Genomic DNA, 18,422 nt, shown 5'->3' with positions numbered 1-18,422 from the left:
GGCCGGAGGCCCGCATGCCGCTTCGTCCCGTGCGTTTCGAGTATCTCACCGGGCTGCGCCACATCGCGTTGAGAAACCCGCGCCTGACCGGGAGCTGGGACGCTGCCGGTCGCGTCTCGGCGCAGTGGTCGACCGTGCCGATGGAAAGCGTCTTGGCCGAGGACGGCTGCCCGGCCTTCCGCGCCACCGTGCAGCTCGACGACGCCGAACTGGGCCGCGAGTTCCACTGGACCGTGATCGTCGACACGGCGGACGCGGCGAGCATCTGTGCGGTGGCGACCGAGGCGAACGATGCCGCCTCGTCGGACCGCACCCGACGCTTCGTGCTGACCGACGCCGCCGACCAGGTCGAGCGCTACTGGCTGACGAACTGCCGCCGGCTCGGCGCCAACCGGGCGTTCGCCGGCGGCGCGCCGACGCCCCGCTTCCGCTTCGCCGTGTGGGCGCCGAACGCGCAGACCGTCGAGCTGGTGCGCAGCCGGCTCTCCGGCAGCGGCAACGACGATGGCGGCTACATCCACGACGACGGCCGCGGCGTCGCCGCCACGATCGCGATGCAGCGCAGCGACGACGGCGTGTGGAGCGCCGAGATCGCCGACCAACCCGGCGTCGCCGGGTTCGAGCAGTGCGACCACTCGCTCTATATGTACCGCATCACCCGCGACGACGGCACGATCGCGTATCGCACCGATCTCTACTCGCGCTGCCAGATTGGCAGCGGCGACGTCGATCCGGCGAAGCAGCAATGGAACGGCCGGCGCCAGGAGCTCGACGGCACCAAGAGCTGCTCGGTCGTCGTCGACCCGGAAAAGGTCACCGAGTTGTTCGACTCGCCCGTCTTCCCGGAGACGCGCTGGCTGTCCGAGGACGATTTTTGGCGCGACGAGCTCGATCCGGCCCGGCCGGTGCCGCATCGGCTCGAGGATCTGATCATCTACGAGCTGCATGTCGACGGGCTCGCGGCGGGCAAGGCGCCGCGCGGCACGCTGAAGCACGCGATCGAGCTGCTTCCCTATCTGCGCGACCTCGGCGTCAACGCCGTCGAGCTGATGCCGCTGTCCGAGTACGAGGGCTGGGCGAGCTGGGGTTATGGCTCGTCGCACTACCTCGCCATCGAGTATGCGGGTGGCGGGCGCGACCAGTTCAAGCACTTCGTGCGCGAATGCCACCGCCACGGCATCGCCGTGATCATGGACGTGGTCTACAACCACTTCGTCAGGGATGCCGAGCGGGCCGAGTGGGCCTACGACTCCACCGCACCGGACCGCAACATCTACTATTGGTACGAGGGCAGCCCGCACGACTACGCGCAGCCGGACGGCGGCTATGTCGACAACATGTCGACCGGCTGGGCGCCGCGTTTCTGCGAGGAGAACGTCCGAAAGCTGTTCATCAGCAGCGCCGCCATGCTCTTGGACGAGTTCCATGTCGACGGCTTCCGGGTCGACCAGACCACCTCGCTGCACGCTTATGCCGTGGTTCATGCGGACGGCCGTGCCGCCGAGCGGGCGCGCGGCTTCGGCATAAAATTCCTGCGCGAATGGACCCGCACCATGCGGCTGGTGCGCCCTGACACCGTCCTGATCGCCGAGGATCACTCCGGTTGGCGGGCCGTGACGCAATCCGCCGACGCCGGCGGCCTCGGCTTCGACGCGGCCTGGTTCGCCGAGCACTATCACCAGCTCGTCGGCGATGCGACCAACGAGTCCTCCCGCGCTAGACTGCTGAAGATCGCCGGCTGGGGCGACGACCGGCCGCTCGCCATGTCGTGGTTCGCCGGCACCATGGCGGCGAGCACATCGGGCCGCGTCGTCTATCACGAGTCGCACGACGAGGCCGGCAATTCGAGCTATCGCGAGAACGGCCAGACGATCCGCTCGGCCCGCACCATCCTGGTGGCCGTCAACGGCGCACCGCTCTACGGCGACACCCGCCTGTTTGCCGAGGCCCGCACCCGCGTCGTCGCCGGCCTCACGCTGCTCGGTCCGGGCACGCCGATGTTCTTCATGGGCGAGGAGGTGGGCGCTTCGGAGCCATATCGCTACGACGACTTCATCGCGCACCGCGAGGACTTCGTCGGCCTGCGCGACGGCATCGGCGCGAACCTGTTCCGCTTCTATCAGGACCTGATCCGGCTGCGGCGCGGGCGCGCCGCGCTGCGCTCGCACGCGCTCGAGATCCTGCACGTGCACGACGCCAACCGGGTGCTCGCCTTCCGGCGCGCCGAGGCCGGCCAGGATCTCCTGGTGATGGCCAGCCTTGCCAACCACGACTTCGGCGCCGGCTACCGCATCCAGCATCCGGCGCTCGCCGACGGTCGCTGGCGCGAGGTGCTCAACAGCGACGATGTCGCTTACGGGGGACGCGGGCTGCTCAATCGCGGTGACGTCGAGACCACGCACGGGGCCTTCACGGCGGTCCTGCCGGCCAACACCGTCGCGGTGTTCGAGCGGGTGTGAGCCGGGATCGACGAGATCGGTCCTCGATCGTTCGAGGATTGTGGGAGCCCCCCGCCCGCGATGCCGACCGACGGACCATGCGCCGGTCGCGACCAGGTTCGTGTCGCGGCGAAAGCGGCGTTTGGCCGCATCAGGATCATCACGAATCCAGCGGTACTTCGATAGTGTCCGGGCGCGGAGACGCGGTGCCGAAGCGCGGCCCGGACGGCTCGATCATGCAATTGATATGCTTATAAAATAATCATTGTGCAGCGCAAAAAATAGGCAATGAATTCGAATCGGAAAGATGACTGACCTGGAACAAGGAATAAGTCTATCGTTTCGCTTATTCCCGCGCCAGCTTACAGGTCGTCCCTCCGAGGTCCCTCACGTCTCGCTCCTCTCCCCGCTCTCCGCCAGGTCGAGGTTGCACCGCATGTCCGATTTGCCGACAGCCGCCCCGTTCGGGCTGGACCGCCGCCGATTCCTCGGCGGGGGATGGCAGGGTGAGGCCGCCGGCACGCGGCCTGCCACGATCGCCACGGCCCGGGTCCTGGTGCAGGCCGCGCCGGCCCGCCTCGACAGCGTCGCCGATGCGATCGCGGCGATCGCCGGCGTCCGACTGCTGACCTGCGATCCGCCCGGCCGGCTGACCACCGAGGTATCGGCCGATGCGGTGGCGGGGGCGCTCGCCGCGCTCGCGGCCGTTCCCGGCGTGCTGACCGCGAGCGTGGTCGGCGCCAGCACCGCGCGCATGCATCCCGGTCCGGAGGCGGTGTCATGAACGTCTGCGGCGTTCTCGTCCATGCCGTCCCGGCCCGCGCCGACGAGGTCGCGCGGGCGCTCGAGGACATTCCGGGCAGCGAGCTGCACGGCACCGCCGAGGGCGGCCGGCTGATCGTCACGCTCGAGGACACGGCGCACGCGACCGCCATCGACGGGCTCGCGGCGATTCACCGGCTGCCCGGCGTCGTCGCCGCGGCGCTCGTCTATCACGGTTTCGATCCGGACCGCGGCTCTGCCGCTCCGCCCGTCATGGAGGCTTGAAGGCAATGTCCGAGCAGACGCGACGCGACACCATGAAGCTGGCCGCCGTGGCGGCCACCGCGGCGGCCGCCGGCGTGACGCTTCCAGAAACCGCCGAGGCCCAGGTGACGCGGCCCGACGGCATCCGCTGGGACAAGGGCGTCTGCCGCTTCTGCGGCACCGGCTGCGGCGTGCTGGTCGGCGTCAAGGGCGGCAAGGTGGTGGCGACCCAGGGCGATCCGGATGCGCCGGTCAACCGCGGCCTCAACTGCATCAAGGGTTATTTCCTCTCGAAGATCATGTACGGCGAGGACCGCCTGACGCGGCCGCTGCTGCGCATGAAGAACGGCAAGTTCGACAAGACCGGCGACTTCACCCCGATCACCTGGTCGCAGGCCTTCGAGATCATGGCCGAGAAGTGGAAGGCTGCGCTGAAGAAGAGCGGCCCCTCGGCGGTCGGCATGTTCGGCTCCGGCCAGTGGACCATCTGGGAGGGCTACGCCGCGGCGAAGCTCTACAAGGCGGGGTTCCGCTCCAACAATCTCGATCCCAATGCGCGCCACTGCATGGCCTCGGCGGTTGCCGGCTTCATGCGCACCTTCGGCATCGACGAGCCGATGGGCTGCTACGACGACGTCGAGCACGCCGACGCCTTCGTGCTGTGGGGCGCCAACATGGCGGAGATGCACCCGATCCTGTGGTCGCGGCTCACCGACCGGCGGCTGACCCACGAGGGCTGCGAGGTGCACGTGCTCTCGACCTTCGAGCACCGCAGCTTCGAGCTCGCCGACAACGGCATGATCTTCGTGCCGCAGACGGATCTCGCGATCCTCAACTACATCGCCAACTACATCATCCAGAACGGCGCCGTGAACGAGGACTTCGTGAAAAAGCACGTCGCCTTCGCCCACACGGTCGAGGACATCGGTTACGGGCTGCGGCCGACCCATCCGCTGGAGGTCGCAGCGAAGAACGCCTCGCACAAGGCCGGCCAGGGCGGCGCCCTCGATCCGGCCGGCATGCGCGACATCACCTTCGACCAGTACAAGGAGCAGGTCGCCAAATACACGCTCGACTACACGGCGAAGCTCTCCGGCGTCGAGCCCGAGAAGCTCCTGCGGATGGCGAAGCTCTACGCCGATCCCAAGAAGAAGATCGTCTCCTACTGGACCATGGGCTTCAACCAGCACGCCCGCGGCACCTGGGTGAACAATCTCGCCTACAACATCCACCTGCTCACCGGAAAAATCTCCGAGCCCGGCAACGGCCCGTTCTCGCTCACCGGCCAGCCCTCGGCCTGCGGCACGGCCCGCGAGGTCGGCACTTTTGCCCATCGCCTGCCGGCCGATCTCGTGGTCACCAATCCGCAGCACCGGGCCTTCTCCGAGAAGATCTGGCAACTGCCCGAAGGCACGCTGCCGGGCAACATCGGCTACCACGCCGTGGTGCAGCACCGGATGCTCAAGGACGGCAAGCTCAACGCCTACTGGGTCCAGTGCACCAACAACATGCAGACCGCGCCGAACATGAACGGCGAGGGACTGCCCGGTTACCGCAACCCCGACAACTTCATCGTGGTGTCGGACCCGTATCCGACCGTGACGGCGATGGCGGCCGACCTGATACTGCCGACCGCGATGTGGATGGAGAAGGAAGGCGCCTACGGCAACGCCGAGCGGCGCAGCCAGTTCTGGCGTCAGCAGGTGAAGCCGCCGGGCGAGGCCCGCTCCGATCTCTGGCAGGTCGTCGAGTTCTCGAAATACTTCAAGGTCGAGGAGGTGTGGCCCGAGGAGCTGATCGCCAAGAAGCCGGAGGTTCGCGGCAAGACGCTCTACGACGTGCTCTATGCCAACGGCGCCGTGAACAAGTTCCCGCTCGCCGAGCTGCAGCAGGACTTCGACAACGACGAGTCCAACGCGTTCGGCTTCTACCTGCAGAAGGGCCTGTTCGAGGAATACGCCGCCTTCGGCCGCGGCCACGGCCACGACCTCGGGCCCTTCGAGCTCTATCACAAGGCACGCGGGCTGCGCTGGCCGGTGGTCGACGGCAAGGAGACGCTCTGGCGTTTCCGCGAAGGCTACGACCCGTATGTGAAGGCCGGTGAGGGCGTGAAGTTCTACGGCAAGCCGGACGGCCGGGCGCGCATCATCTTCTGCCCCTACGAGCCGGCGGCCGAGAGCCCGGACAAGGACTACGACATGTGGCTGTGCACCGGCCGCGTGCTGGAGCACTGGCACTCCGGCTCGATGACGCGGCGCGTGCCCGAGCTGCATCGCTCGTATCCGACCGCGCAGCTCTTCATGCATCCGGACGACGCGCAGCAGCGTGGTCTGCGCCGCGGCCAGTCCGTCAAGGTGATCACGCGGCGCGGCGAGGTGTTGACCCGGGTGGAGACCCGCGGCCGCAACAAGATGCCGGTCGGCCTCGTCTTCATCCCGTTCTTCGACGAGGCGCAGCTCGTCAACAAGCTGACGCTCGACGCCACCTGTCCGATCTCCAAGGAGACCGACTTCAAGAAGGCGGCCTGCAAGGTGGTGCCGATCTGATCCGGCGCGCGCACGGCATCGAGCGAGCAAGCCCATGGCGACCGAGACCGACAAGAAGGCTCCGACCCGCCGCCGCTTCGTGCAGGGCACCCTGCGCACGGCGGTAGGCGCGGGCGCCTGCGGGCTCGGGCTTGCGCTGTTCTCGGCGCAGTCGCGGTCGCTGCCCGCCGACGCACTGCGTCCGCCCGGCGCCTTGCCGGAAGACAAGTTCCTGTCGGCCTGCGTGCGTTGTGGATTGTGCGTGCGGGCCTGCCCCTACGACACGCTGAAGCTGGCCGATCTGGCGGCGGGCGCGGCCGGCGGCACGCCCTATTTCCGGGCGCGAAAAATCCCGTGCGAGATGTGCGACGACATCCCGTGCGTAAAGGCCTGCCCGACCGGCGCGCTCGACAAAGGTCTGACCGACATCTCGCTGTCGCGCATGGGCGTCGCCGTGATCGTGTCGCGTGACACCTGCCTCAATCTGCAGGGATTGCGCTGCGACGTCTGCTACCGGGTCTGCCCGGCGATCGACAAGGCGATCACGCTCGACCAGACCCACAATCGCCGCACCGGCAAGCATGCCGTGTTCGAGCCCGTCGTCCACCCCGACGCCTGCACGGGCTGCGGCAAATGCGAGAAGTCCTGCGTGCTCACCGAGGCGGCGATCAAGGTGCTGCCCGTGGCGCTCGCCGTCGGCCACCAGGACGTCCACTACCGCCGCGGCTGGGAGGAGAAGAGCAAGGCCGGCCGCGAGCTGGTGCCCGGGATCATCGATCTGCCCGACCGGCTGCCGGAGCTGAAGCCATGACGGCCCGCATCCCCGGACGCGCCGCCTGGGCCGAGCACGGCTTCTGGTCCGCGCATCGGTACCTGATCCTGCGTCGCCTCAGTCAGCTCGGCGTGCTGGCGCTGTTCCTCGCCGGCCCGCTGCTCGGCGTGTGGATCGTCAAGGGCACGCTCGCCGCCAGCCTGACGCTCGAGGTGATGCCGCTCACCGATCCGTTCGTGGTGGCGCAGACGCTGGTCGCCCGCCACTGGCCCGAGATGACGACGTTCACCGGCCTCGGCATCGTGGTGGCGTTCTATCTCGTCTTCGGCGGCCGCAGCTATTGCGCCTGGGTCTGCCCGATCAACCCGGTCACCGATCTGGCCGCCTGGCTGCGGCGGAGGCTCGGCGTGGAGAAAGGCTGGGCGATGCGGCGCGAGACCCGCTGGCTGGTGGCGCTCGCGGTCCTGACCGCGGCAGCCGCGACCGGCACGGTCGCGTTCGAGCTGATCAATCCGATCACGCTGCTCTATCGCGCCGCGCTGTTCGGCACCTTCGCCGGTCTCGTCGTGGTGGTCGCGGTGTTCGCCTTCGATCTCGTGGTCGCCCGTGACGGTTGGTGCGGCCATCTCTGCCCGGTCGGCACCGCCTACGGCCTGATCGGCAAGGCGACGCTGCTGCGGGTTTCGGCCCGCGGGCGGGAGCGCTGTGACGATTGCCTCGACTGCTTCGCCGTCTGCCCCGAGCCGCATGTGATCGCGCCGGCCCTGCGGGCGCGGGCCGGCGGCGGCCCGGTGATCATGTCGGGCGACTGCACCGTGTGCGGGCGCTGCATCGACGTCTGTCCCGAGCGCGTCTTTGGGCTCGCACACCGTTTCGACACGCGCGTGGATGCGGCGGCTCCGTCGCCCGCGCGCCCCGCCGCCGGCCAATCCGAGCCGGCCGCGCTGGAGAAGGCTTGAACCGATGACACCGTATCGCCGATGGAGGGCAATGATGGCCGACAGGACGCGTATTGGAGCCGCGCTCGCCGCACTCGCATTTGCGCTCGTCGCCGTCGCGCTCGCGCTGACCGGGCCCGGTCTCGCCCAGGAGCGCACTGCGGTGAAGAGCCTGCGCGGCGACGTCGCGCTGGAGGAGACCGGAGCGGCGCCGCCGGTGATGAAGCAGGACACGCCGGCCGACGGCATGTTCGGGCGCGCCTATCGCCAGCAGCCGCCGCTGATCCCGCACCGGATCGAGACCTATCAGGTCACCAAGGACTTCAACCAGTGCATGACCTGTCATGACTGGCCCGCCAACATCAAGGCCGGAGCGCCGAAGGTCTCCGAGACTCACTACAACGACCGCGAGGGCAACCGGCTCGACAAGATCTCCGGCACGCGGTTCTTCTGCACCCAATGCCACGTGCCGCAGCTCGACGCCAAGCCGCTCGTGCAGAACACGTTCCGCAACGCCACCGAGGTGAAGTGACGCCGCCGCGCCGGTGCTGCGGCGCGTGAAAAGCGCAGCCGGCCCGGCGCAGAAGAAGGATCGGCACGATGAACGACAACTCCACGACCCCGACCCCGGCGACGCCCGATGCGACGCCCGCGGGCGCGCCCGCCAAGGCGCCGGGCCGGCTGCGCCGCCTGTGGCGCTGGTTCTGGAGCCCCTCCGGAACGCTGTCGCTCGGCGCCCTGCTGATCATCGGGTTCTTCGGCGGAATCGCCTTCTGGGGCGGCTTCCACACCGTCGTCGAGGCCACCAACACCGAAGCGTTCTGCATCTCGTGCCACGAGATGGAGGCGAACGTCTTCCGCGAGTATCGTCAGACCGTGCACTACACCAACCGCACCGGCGTGCGCGCGGTGTGCACCGACTGCCACGTGCCGAAGGACTGGACTCACAAGATGATCCGTAAGGTGCAGGCCTCCAACGACCTGCTGCAGCACATCCTGGGCACCGTCGACACGCCGGAGAAGTTCAACGCCAAGCGTATCCAGCTCGCCACCAATGTCTGGCGCACCATGAAGACCACGGACAGCCGCGAGTGCCGCAACTGCCACGACTTCATCCACATGGACTGGTCCGTGCAGGAGAAGCGGTCGGCCGAGAAGCACCAGGAAGCGGTACGGAACGCCAACACCTGCATCGATTGCCACCGCGGTATCGCCCACCGGCTGCCGCCCGGCGCCCAGGAGGCGGCCGACAAGCTGTGGCACGAGCTGTCGCAGAGCAGTGCGCCAGCGCCGGCGACGCCGGCGGGCGGGGTCGCCGCAGCGCGCTGACGGGACAGGTGGTCTGGGCGGACGGTGCGGTCGAGCCTCAGGAGGGCAGCACCGTCGCGCCGGAGCGGCGCCAGAGTCGTGCCGACCGGCGGCGCCGCGCGCAGGCGCGGGCGACCCGCCGGGTCACGGCCGAGAGACGCGCCAGCGCGTGGTCGACCCGCACGGCTTCGAGACGATAATGACCGCCCATCCGGTCGAGCAGGTCGGCCGGTGACAGGGGCAGGGGGCTGCCGGCGGAGGCCGTGATCTCGCAGCGGCCGAGCAGCGCGCCGGTCTCGCCGTCCCAGGCGGCGACCAGAAGCGTCCTGCGTGACGGCGAGGTCCCGTCGGCCCGCACCGACAGGGTGTATCCCGCGTCGTCCCGATCCGGCCGCCGCAACAGCGCGCCTCGCGCCATGATCCGCCTCCCCGCAACATCACGATCGGGTGCGAGGATGCGGGCCGACGTGTCACCGGACCGGCAAGGGACGCTGCGCCGCTGCGCCGTTTTCGCCGGCAGGCTGAAGCGGCGGTGAGGCGGATCGTTAAAATTGTTCGGAACGTGCCGGCCGGCGGCGAGCCGAACAGATCGGATGGTCTCGCCGAGTCCGTATCCGCCGACCGTCGGCCTGCGGTAGACTGCGGGAGGTCGTCGTCGAGGAGCCGCCGTGCGCATCGATTTCCTGGGGTTGGAGGCGTTTCTCGGCATCGCCGAGCGTGGCAGCTTCCATCGTGCCGCCGCCAATCTGAACTTGTCGCAGACCGCGCTCAGCCACCGCATGCGCAAGCTCGAGGACGATCTCGGCGTCAAGCTCTTGGCGCGCACCACGCGCCATGTGGCGCTGACGCCGGCCGGGCTGGAGCTGCTGCCCAAGGCGCGTCGCATCCTCGACGAGGCGACGCGCTCGTTCGAGGATCTGCGCCGCCAGGGCCGCGCCCAGCAGGAGCGGCTCGCCATCGGCTGCCTGCCGACGATCGCGATCCGCTACATCCCGCGGGTGCTCTTCGAGTTCACCCGCATGTATCCGGATCTCGACGTGCAGGTCTTCGACAACTCGGTGAGCGAGATCGCCGACCATGTGCAGTCGGGCCGTGCCGAATTCGGCATCACCATCGTCTCGGCCAATCGCTGGGACCTGGAGGTGACCGAGCTCGTCAAGGAGCCCTTCGTGCTGGTCTGCCAGGCCGACCATGCCTTCGCGAGCAAGAAAGCCATCAGTTGGTCGGATCTCGAGGGCCAGAAGCTGGTCCGGGTGAGCCCGCAGACCGGCAACCGCATTCTGCTGGACGACGCGCTCGGCAGCCGCCGCGAGGCGCTGACCTGGCGATACGAGGTGCAGCACCTCTCCACCGCCATCAGCCTCGCGAGTGCCGGCGTCGGCCTCGCCGTGGTGCCGCGCCTCGCCGTGGAGGCGAGCGGAAAGACCGGCATCGCGACCGTGTCGCTCCGCAATCCGAGCGTCTCGCGGGCGCTCGGCGTCGTGGTCAAGCGCGGCCTGCCGCTGTCGCCGGCCGCCGAGGATCTCTTGCGCATCATCAGCCGCACATTGCGCAGCCGCGCGTGATCCGTCCTGCTCGACCGGCAGTCCGCGCGCTGTTCCACAGGGCGCAACGGATGGCCCGTGGTCTTCGCGATTGGTGACTGGTTTGCATGAATAGCCACAATAATGTCATTTGTTTGCGGCTCCCGAAGCGACCATGGTCCGCCCCGCGGCACGGCCCGTTCGCTTGATCGACGGCCGTCCATGTTCCCAGCGCCGGGCCGGACCAGCGTCCAGCCGTCGGCGCCGGCACATCAGAGACGGAACCATGAGTCCCATCCCGACGATTCCCCCGCCGCATCCCGATCCGCACGCCCCGCGGTTCGTGCTGCCGCCGCTCGCCTGCGACACCCATTGCCATGTGTTCGGACCGGACGCCCGCTATCCCTACGTGGCCGATCGTCCCTACACGCCGCCCGATGCGCCGCTCGCCAAGCTGCAATGGCTGCAGGCCCGGATGGGAATCGCGCGCGCCGTGCTGGTCAATGCGACCCCGCACGGCCGCGACAACCTGGTGGTGACCGACGCCATCGCGGCGAGCGGCGGCCGCTACAAGGGCATCGCCAATGTCGATGCGAGCTTCTCGGAGGCCGAGATCGGCAAGCTCGCCGCTGCCGGCATCGTCGGCTGCCGGTTCACGTTCCTGGGGCGGCTCGGCGGCCGGCCCGACATGAGCACGTTCGAGACAGTGGTGCGCCGCATCGCACCGCAGGGCTGGCACGTCGACCTCTATCTGCCGGCCAAGGACCTAGACGCGTTCGCGCCGGTTCTGGATGCGCTGCCGATTCCCTATGTGATCGACCACCTCGGCGTCGTCGATGCCAAGCTCGGTGTCGAGCAGGCGGCCTTCCGGGCCCTGGTCTCCCGCTTCGAGCGCGACCCGAAATGCTGGATCAAGCTCACCGGCGCCGAACGCATCTCGTCGGCCGGGGCGCCCTATCACGACGTCGTTCCGTTCGCCAAGCGGCTGATCGAGGTCGATCCCGACCGCCTGCTGTGGGGCACCGACTGGCCGCACCCCAACGTGCCGGCGATGCCCGACGACGGCGATCTCGTCGATCTCGTTCCTTTGTATGCTGAAGATCCCGCCGTCCGGCAGAAGCTGCTGGTCGACAATCCCGCGCGTCTGTTCGGCTTCTCCCCGTGATCCGTCCGCGCGACCGAAAGGATATGTCATGACCCGAGACATCAGATCCACGTTCAGCCGCCGCACTCTTCTGCGCGGCGTCGCGGGTGGCCTGGCCGGCGGCCTCGCGGCGCCGGCCGTCATCTCCGGCTCGGCGTGGGCGCAGGCGAAGTACCCGAACCGTCCCATCAAGGTGGTGGTGCCGTTCGGTCCGGGTGGCGTCGCCGACATCACGGTGCGCATCGTCACCGAGCGGCTCGGCGACAAGGTCGGCGCGCGCTTCGTGATCGAGAACGCGCCCGGCGCCGGCGGCTCGCTCGCCGGCTCCCGGGTCGCCTCCTCGGCGCCGGACGGCTACACGCTCGCGCTGTTCTCGAACGGCACCGCGGTCAGCGTCGGCCTGTTCAAGCAGCTCCCGTTCGATCCGATCAACGGATTCGTGCCGATCTCGACGCTCGGCCTGTTCGACTTCATTCTCGCGACCAACAAGCAGACCGGCTACACAAAGCTCGCCGATCTGCTCGCCGCCGCCAGGGAGAAGCCCGGCGCCCTCAACATCGCGACCGTGATCGCCGGCTCGACCCAGAACCTGTCGGCCGTGTTGTTCAACACTGAAGCCAACATCAAGACCGAGATCATCGCCTATCGCACCACGCCGGACGCGCTGGTGTCGCTGCTGCGCAACGACGCGCAGCTCATCATCGACTCCTATGCGTCGCTGAAGGGCTCGGTCGAGGACAAGAACCTGGTCGCACTCGCGACCTCGGGCGCCAAGCAATCCGTCGTGCTGCCCGACGTGCCGCCGGTCGCCGCGGCGGGCGTTCCCGGCTTCGATGCCACCTCGTGGAACGCGCTGTTCGCCAAGACCGGCACGCCCCCGGAGGTGGTGCAAATCCTCAATGCCGGCCTGCAGGAGGTGCTGGTCGAGCCCGAGGTCAAGGCGAAGCTGCTCGAGCTCGGCATCGTCGCGACGGCCTCGACGCCCGGCGAGCTGTCGGACCGCCTCACGGCCGACATCAAGCGTTGGTCGGCCGTGATCGACAAGGCCGGCATTCAGAAGCAGTAGGTCCATCCCCGTCGTTCCGGGGCGCGGCCGCAGGCCGCGAGCCCGGAACCCATAACCCCAGTCTGTGAGTATGGATTCCGGACAGCCTCGCTTCGCTCGTCTTCCGGAATGACAAAAACCAAAGAGGTTCCCCATGAGCAAAACAGGACTCGTCGTCACGGCCCATCCGGGCGATTTCGTCTGGCGCGCCGGCGGCGCCATCGCGCTGCACGCCAAGAAGGGCTACCGGGTCAAGATCGTCTGCCTCGCCTATGGCGAGCGCGGCGAGAGCCAGTTTGCCTGGAAGCAGCCCGGCATCACGATGGAAAAGGTCCGGGCCGGCCGCAAGGACGAGGCCGAGCGCGCCGCCGCGATGCTGGGCGCCGAGATCGAGTTCTTCGACGCCGGCGACTATCCGCTGCATCTCACGGCGGAGCATCTCGATCGGCTGATCGACATCTATCGCGAGCTCAATCCGTCCTTCGTCCTCACCCACGCTTTGGAAGATCCCTACAACGTCGACCATCCGGAGGCGGCGCGCTTCGCCCAGGAGGCGCGCATTCTCGCCCAGGCGATGGGCCACAAGCCGGGCGCCGACTACACCTACGCGGCGCCGCCCGTCTTTCTGTTCGAGCCGCATCAGCCGGAGATGTGCAACTTCAAGCCCCAGGTGATCCTCAACATCGACGAGGTCTGGGAGATCAAGCGCAAGACCTTCGAGATCCTCGCCGCCCAGAAGCATCTGTGGGCCTATTACGAGCGGGTGGCGCTGAACCGTGGCGTCCAGGGCGGCCGCAACACCGGCAAGCCGATGACCTATGGCGAGGCCTATCAGCGGCTGTTCCCGATGGCGCTGGGGGAGCTGGCATGAAGCCCGTCGTCGTCCGCAACATCCCGCGCGCCGATGCCGCGGTCGTGGCGACGCTCGCCGAGCTCGGCGTCGCCTCCGTGCACGAGGCGATGGGCCGCATCGGCCTGATGAAGCCCTATATGCGGCCGATCTATCCGGGCGCCCAGATCGCCGGCAGCGCCGTCACGGTGCTGGCCCAGCCCGGCGACAACTGGATGATTCACGTCGCCATCGAGCAGCTCCGCCCGGGCGACGTGCTGGTGGTCGGCGTCACCGCCGACAACACCGACGGCATGTTCGGCGACCTGCTCGCCACCTCGCTGAAGGCGCGCGGCGGCGTTGCTCTCGTCATCGATGCCGGCGTGCGCGACGTGAAGACCCTCACCGAGATGGGCTTCCCGGTGTGGTCGAAGGCGATCTCGGCGAAGGGCACGGTCAAGGCGACGCTCGGCTCGGTCAACGTCCCGATCGTCTGCGCCGGCGCCATCGTCAACGCGGGTGACGTGATCGTCGCCGACGACGACGGCGTCGTGGTGGTGCCCGTCAAGGACGCCGCCGCGGTCGCGGCAGCCGGCGAGGCGCGGGTCGCCAACGAGGAGGAGAAGCGCCAGAAGCTCGCCTCGGGTGTGCTCGGCCTCGACATGTACAAGATGCGCGAGCCGCTCGCCAAGGCGGGCCTGCGCTGGGTGGACAGCCTCGACGAGGTGTGACACCCAGGCGTTCCCGACAACCTCGAAGAAGAAGGGAACGACATGGATCTCGGTCTCGCGGGAAAGACCGCCCTGGTGCTCGGCGCCGGCGGCGGTCTCGGCGGCGCCATCGCGACGGCGCTCGCGAAGGAGGGCGCGCGCGTCGCCATCGGCGACATCGACGGCGAGGCACTGAAGAAGACGGCGGCGGCGATCGAGGCGGCGGGCTCCAAGGCGCTGCCGCTCACCTGGGATCTGGCCGACCTCGCCTCGATCGACACCCACGTGGCGGCGATCGAGGCGGCGTTCGGGCCCGTCGACGTGCTGGTCAACAACACCGGCGGCCCGCCCCCGACGCCGGCGAGCGGCCAGGACCCGGCGGTGTGGGCCAAGCACTTCCAGTCGATGGTGCTCTCGGTCATCGCCCTCACGGATCGCGTCCTTCCGCAGATGCGGGCGAAAAAGTTCGGACGCATCATCACCTCGACCTCGTCGGGCGTGGTGGCGCCGATCCCCAATCTCGGAATGTCGAACGCGTTGCGCCTCACGCTGGTCGGCTGGTCGAAGACGCTCGCGCGTGAAGTTGGCCGCGACGGCGTCACGGTCAATATCGTGCTGCCCGGCCGCATCGCGACGCCGCGCATAAGATTCCTCGACGAGCAGAAGGCCAAGCGCGAGAACCGCTCGGTCGAGGAGGTCTCGGCCGAGAGCACGGCGTCGATCCCGGTCGGACGCTACGGCGATCCGAAGGAGTATGGCGACGTGGTGGCGTTCCTGGCCTCGACCCGGGCGTCCTATCTCACCGGCTCGGTGATCCGGGTCGACGGCGGCTTCATCCCGAGCATCTGATTCTCGCCTGGCGTCCCGGCTGCGGTGCCGCGTGCGGCGTTGCACCGCTGGTCCGGGGGCCGGCGCTCACGGTCCGCCGCCGGTCCGGGCCAGATAGGCGACGATGTCGGCGCGCAGCCCGGCATCGTCGAGTGGCGGCAGGCTCATGCGGGTGCCCGGCACCATGGCCTGCGGATCGCGGATGAAGCGGTCGAGGGTGGCGGCGTCCCAGGTCAGGCCGGCTTCGCCGGCGGCCCGCAGGGCGTCGGAATAGTCGAAGCCGGACCGGGTCGCGGCGCGCCGGCCGAGGATCCCGGCGAGCAGCGGGCCGTCGAGGGTCGCGGTCTCGTCCGGGTCGACGGTGTGGCAGGAATAGCAGCGCAGGAAGGCACGTTCCTCGCGCACCGCGTCGCCGTCCGCCGCGGCCGAGACGGCGGCGAGCAGACTGGCCGAGAGCATCCCGGCCGCGATCGCACCGGCGGCTCCCGCGGACCGAGACGCACGCGCTGCTGTTGTCACTTCGCGCCGTAGCGGATCACCCGCACCCGCTCGGTGCCGGACTCTGCGATCCAAACCTCGCCTTTGCGACCCAGGAGCTGGCGCACATTGGAGCCCGGCTTGTCGCTCGGGAAGCTCTCGAACCGCTCGGTCGCCGGGTCGAACCGCACCACGGCATTGGCGGCCCAGTCGGTCAGCCACACGCCGTCGTCCGGATCGACCCACACGGCGTAGGTGCGCGGCTTCTCGCCCGGCAGCTTCCAGGACCTCCAGGTCTTGGCAGCCGGATCGTAGACGCTGACGTTTCCGCTGTTCCACTCGCTGATCCACAGCCGGCCCCTGGAGTCCGACCAGACGCGGCGGGCGCCCTGGGCCTTGGTCGGCGGCTCGAGCACCGTGACGGCGCCGCTCTCCAGGTCGGCATTGGCCAGATAGCTGCCGGCCAGCGACACGAACCAGATGTCGCCGCGCGGGGTTCCGGTGATGCCGTACGGACCGCGGCCCTTGGGCGCGTCCCACACCCGCATGTCGCCCGAGGCCGGGTCGAGGCGGCCGTACACGCCGTTCTGACCCGTGAACCAGATGCGGCCCCGGCCGTCGAAGGCGGCGGTGTTGAGGTTGACGAACGGCATACGCTCCGGCGGCAGCGGCCACGCCTTCACGGCTTTGGTGGCCGGGTCGACCCGCACGATGGCGTTCTGGCCGCCGTCCGTGAACCACGGCGCGCCGTCCGGTCCGACGATGACGCCGTGCGGCGCCGAACCCTTGCCGAGCGGGATGCGCTCGACCGCGCCGGTCGCCGGATCGAGTCGTCCGGCGATTCCGAGCTGCTGGCCGGCGTACCAGACCTCGCCGTTCGGTCCGGCGGCGACGTCGTGCGGATAGTCGCCCTTGGGGAGCTCGTAGTACCGCTGCTCCGCCGCGCCGGCGGCGAGCGGGAGCAGCGCGAGGGTCAGCGCGAGCGCAAGCGACAGCCGCATGGGTGTCCTCCGTCTGGATCCTGCGGCGGAGACCTTACGGCGGGATGCGGAGCGGGGTTCTTCACAAGGCCGGGATGCGGGTGTCGCCCGTCTATCGGCATTTCGGGGGACCGGAGAGGCGGCGGCGGCGTCGTCGCCTCTCCGGCTGTCATGAACGCGACCGTGGCTACTGCGGCTGCGCCTGGCCGGTGAGCAGTGGCGTGATGCGCCGCACCGCGACGCGGCGGTTCTCCCGCAGCGGGCCGTCGGTCGGGACCTTCAGATACTGCCGGCCATAGCCCTGCGTGGTCAGGTTCTCGGCCGGCACCCCGAACTGCTGGGTGAGGACGAGCGCGACCGATTCGGCACGGCGGTCCGACAGCGACAGGTTGTCGTCGTCGCCGCCGACCGCGTCGGTGTGCCCTTCGATCAGAAACACCTCCTGCGGATTGCGCCGGATCGCCCGGTTGAGGCCCTCGGCGATGCCGGCGAGCAACTGGACCTGATCAGGACCCAGCTCCCACGATCCCGTCTCGAACGTCACCGTGTCGAGGTCGACGCGGGGCATGTGGTCGCGCAGCGGTGCGCTGTAGCGGATCTCGTCGAGCGTGTAGGGCCGCTCGATGGCGGACACGGGCGGCGCCGTCAGGGTGTCGTAGAGCAGCGCCGGGCTCGCCCGCTCGGTCTCGACGATGTAGCGCTCGCGCGGGATGCTCACGACCGGCGGCGCCACGTCGACGAACAGCGCGCCGAGGCCCAGCCCGACCACCGCGCCGACCGCGAGGCCGGTGCCGAAGCCCGGTCCGCGCGGACCCGGTCCGGGAGGTGGGCCGCCGGGGCCGCCCCAGCCGGGCCGCGGGCGGTTGTCGATGATGATGATCTCGCGGCCGTCCGGCAGCAGACGGCTGCGCCGCACCAGATAGCCGTTGTCGTCCGTCACCGTGACGATCCGGTCGCCGTCCGGGCGCACCACCATGGTGACGTTGTCGTTGCCGCGCCGCTCGACCCGCACGTCCTGGGCGCCGTAGCGGAAACGGTCGACCTCGTTGTGGCGGATGATGGTCCGGTCGCCCTCACGGAAAATGGTGCGGTCGGGCTCGCGGATGATCGTCGTGCCGCCCTGGACGGTCTCGCGGCGCTCGCCGCGCAGATCGTCCATCCGGCGCAGCGGCTGACCCTGCGCCGACTGCGGCGCGAAGCCGGCGCCCGGCGCGCTCGGCGCGATCGGCCGTGCCTGCTGCTGGGTCATCGCCGGCACGCCGGCCGGCGTCAGCGGTGCAGCCTGGGTCGACGGCACCATGGCGGGCGGCGCCGCCATGGTGGCGGGCGGCGGTCCGGGCGGAGCCGCGACGGTCGGCGGCGGCGGCGCGGCCGGCAGTCCCTGCACGGCCGGCGGCGGCCCCTGACGGCCCATTGTCGGGGGCGGTGCCTGGACGGTCGGGGGCGGGAGCGGGCGTCCGCCCTGGGCGGCCGGTGGCGGGAGTGGCTGCTGCCCAAGCGGCGTCGTCACGGTTCCGGGCGGCGGCGCCGCGGGTAGTCCCTGCACGGCCGCAGGCGGACCCTGTCGACCCGGCGCCGGAGGCGGTGCCTGGACGGTCGGCGGAGGCGGCGGCGCCGCGGGCTGACCCTGCACGGTCGGTGGCGGGCCCTGGCGGCCCGGCACCGGAGGCGGTGCCTGGACGGTGGGCGGAGGCGGCGGCGCGGCGGGCTGACCCTGTACGGTCGGCGGCGGGCCCTGGCGGCCCGGAGGCGGTGTCGGCGCTGGCGCCTGCGCGGCGGGCGGCTGGCGCTGGACTCCCGGAGGCGGGGCCGGAGGCGGCGGGGCCTGCACGGTCGGCAGCGGGGCCGGACGCGGAGGCGGCGCTACGGCGGCCGGAGG

18 protein-coding genes are annotated in these 18,422 nt (G+C 69.7%); 14 read left to right on the top strand and 4 right to left on the bottom strand.

Going from position 1 to position 18,422, the window contains the following annotated elements; translation table 11 throughout:
- The first annotated feature begins 14 nt into the window (after positions 1 to 14).
- From HXX10_RS24745 to HXX10_RS24710, 8 genes are all read left to right on the top strand, one after another.
- Positions 15 to 2,459, top strand: a complete 2,445-nt coding sequence (locus HXX10_RS24745) for an alpha-amylase family glycosyl hydrolase (RefSeq protein WP_296525946.1) — start codon at positions 15 to 17, stop codon at positions 2,457 to 2,459.
- A 415-nt stretch (positions 2,460 to 2,874) separates the two neighbouring features.
- Entirely contained in the window at positions 2,875 to 3,222 is a 348-nt protein-coding gene (locus HXX10_RS24740; RefSeq protein WP_296525945.1) for a chaperone NapD, read from the top strand.
- Complete coding sequence (locus HXX10_RS24735; RefSeq protein WP_296525944.1) at positions 3,219 to 3,485, top strand: chaperone NapD; 267 nt, start codon at positions 3,219 to 3,221, stop codon at positions 3,483 to 3,485. Before HXX10_RS24740 ends, HXX10_RS24735 begins: the two co-directional genes overlap by 4 nt.
- Positions 3,486 to 3,490: 5 nt before the next feature.
- On the top strand, positions 3,491 to 6,010 hold the full coding sequence (gene napA, locus HXX10_RS24730) for a nitrate reductase catalytic subunit NapA (protein ID WP_296525943.1): 2,520 nt from the start codon (positions 3,491 to 3,493) through the stop codon (positions 6,008 to 6,010).
- A 34-nt stretch (positions 6,011 to 6,044) separates the two neighbouring features.
- The gene (gene napG / locus HXX10_RS24725) at positions 6,045 to 6,800 is read left to right on the top strand and encodes a ferredoxin-type protein NapG (protein ID WP_296525942.1); all 756 of its coding nucleotides are present in this window, start codon (positions 6,045 to 6,047) and stop codon (positions 6,798 to 6,800) included.
- Positions 6,797 to 7,720 carry a quinol dehydrogenase ferredoxin subunit NapH gene (gene napH / locus HXX10_RS24720; RefSeq protein ID WP_296525941.1) on the top strand — a complete coding sequence of 308 codons (924 nt, stop codon included), beginning with the start codon at positions 6,797 to 6,799 and terminating at the stop codon, positions 7,718 to 7,720. The genes napG and napH overlap by 4 nt, the downstream gene beginning before the upstream one ends.
- A 34-nt stretch (positions 7,721 to 7,754) precedes the next feature.
- Positions 7,755 to 8,231 carry a nitrate reductase cytochrome c-type subunit gene (locus HXX10_RS24715; protein WP_296525940.1) on the top strand — a complete coding sequence of 159 codons (477 nt, stop codon included), beginning with the start codon at positions 7,755 to 7,757 and terminating at the stop codon, positions 8,229 to 8,231.
- Positions 8,232 to 8,299: 68 nt separating this feature from the next.
- The gene (locus tag HXX10_RS24710; protein ID WP_296525939.1) at positions 8,300 to 9,028 is read left to right on the top strand and encodes a NapC/NirT family cytochrome c; all 729 of its coding nucleotides are present in this window, start codon (positions 8,300 to 8,302) and stop codon (positions 9,026 to 9,028) included.
- Positions 9,029 to 9,065: 37 nt separating this feature from the next.
- Here the strand turns inward: HXX10_RS24710 and HXX10_RS24705 are convergent, their stop codons facing one another.
- A complete protein-coding gene (locus tag HXX10_RS24705; RefSeq protein WP_296525938.1) occupies positions 9,066 to 9,425 on the bottom strand; it encodes a hypothetical protein in 360 nt (119 codons plus the stop codon).
- A gap of 250 nt (positions 9,426 to 9,675) precedes the next feature.
- Between HXX10_RS24705 and HXX10_RS24700 the strand changes: the two genes are divergently transcribed.
- From HXX10_RS24700 to HXX10_RS24675, 6 genes are all read left to right on the top strand, one after another.
- Positions 9,676 to 10,572 (top strand): LysR family transcriptional regulator, encoded by an 897-nt coding sequence (locus tag HXX10_RS24700; RefSeq protein WP_296525937.1) that lies wholly within the window; start codon positions 9,676 to 9,678, stop codon positions 10,570 to 10,572.
- 244 nt (positions 10,573 to 10,816) lie between these two features.
- The gene (locus tag HXX10_RS24695) at positions 10,817 to 11,695 is read left to right on the top strand and encodes an amidohydrolase (protein WP_296525936.1); all 879 of its coding nucleotides are present in this window, start codon (positions 10,817 to 10,819) and stop codon (positions 11,693 to 11,695) included.
- Positions 11,696 to 11,723: 28 nt separating this feature from the next.
- A complete protein-coding gene (locus HXX10_RS24690; protein ID WP_296525935.1) occupies positions 11,724 to 12,740 on the top strand; it encodes a tripartite tricarboxylate transporter substrate binding protein in 1,017 nt (338 codons plus the stop codon).
- A gap of 133 nt (positions 12,741 to 12,873) precedes the next feature.
- On the top strand, positions 12,874 to 13,590 hold the full coding sequence (locus HXX10_RS24685) for a PIG-L deacetylase family protein (protein ID WP_296525934.1): 717 nt from the start codon (positions 12,874 to 12,876) through the stop codon (positions 13,588 to 13,590).
- On the top strand, positions 13,587 to 14,279 hold the full coding sequence (locus HXX10_RS24680) for a 4-carboxy-4-hydroxy-2-oxoadipate aldolase/oxaloacetate decarboxylase (RefSeq protein ID WP_296525933.1): 693 nt from the start codon (positions 13,587 to 13,589) through the stop codon (positions 14,277 to 14,279). The genes HXX10_RS24685 and HXX10_RS24680 overlap by 4 nt, the downstream gene beginning before the upstream one ends.
- Positions 14,280 to 14,321: 42 nt before the next feature.
- On the top strand, positions 14,322 to 15,107 hold the full coding sequence (locus tag HXX10_RS24675) for an SDR family oxidoreductase (protein ID WP_296525932.1): 786 nt from the start codon (positions 14,322 to 14,324) through the stop codon (positions 15,105 to 15,107).
- Positions 15,108 to 15,173: 66 nt separating this feature from the next.
- Here the strand turns inward: HXX10_RS24675 and HXX10_RS24670 are convergent, their stop codons facing one another.
- The 3 genes from HXX10_RS24670 to HXX10_RS24660 form a co-directional block, all read right to left on the bottom strand.
- Positions 15,174 to 15,545: a cytochrome c family protein gene (locus HXX10_RS24670; protein ID WP_296525931.1), complete on the bottom strand. Its 372-nt coding sequence runs from the start codon at positions 15,543 to 15,545 to the stop codon at positions 15,174 to 15,176.
- A 56-nt stretch (positions 15,546 to 15,601) separates the two neighbouring features.
- Positions 15,602 to 16,564 carry a lyase gene (locus HXX10_RS24665; protein WP_296525930.1) on the bottom strand — a complete coding sequence of 321 codons (963 nt, stop codon included), beginning with the start codon at positions 16,562 to 16,564 and terminating at the stop codon, positions 15,602 to 15,604.
- Between the two features lie 166 nt (positions 16,565 to 16,730).
- Entirely contained in the window at positions 16,731 to 17,930 is a 1,200-nt protein-coding gene (locus tag HXX10_RS24660) for an OmpA family protein (RefSeq protein ID WP_296525929.1), read from the bottom strand.
- Positions 17,931 to 18,422: the final 492 nt, after the last annotated feature.

The organism is Rhodoplanes sp. (assembly GCF_013377085.1).
Classification (GTDB): domain Bacteria; phylum Pseudomonadota; class Alphaproteobacteria; order Rhizobiales; family Xanthobacteraceae; genus Rhodoplanes.
Note: the sequence above shows the minus strand (reverse complement) of the source record. Positions and strands in the feature narration are given on the sequence as shown.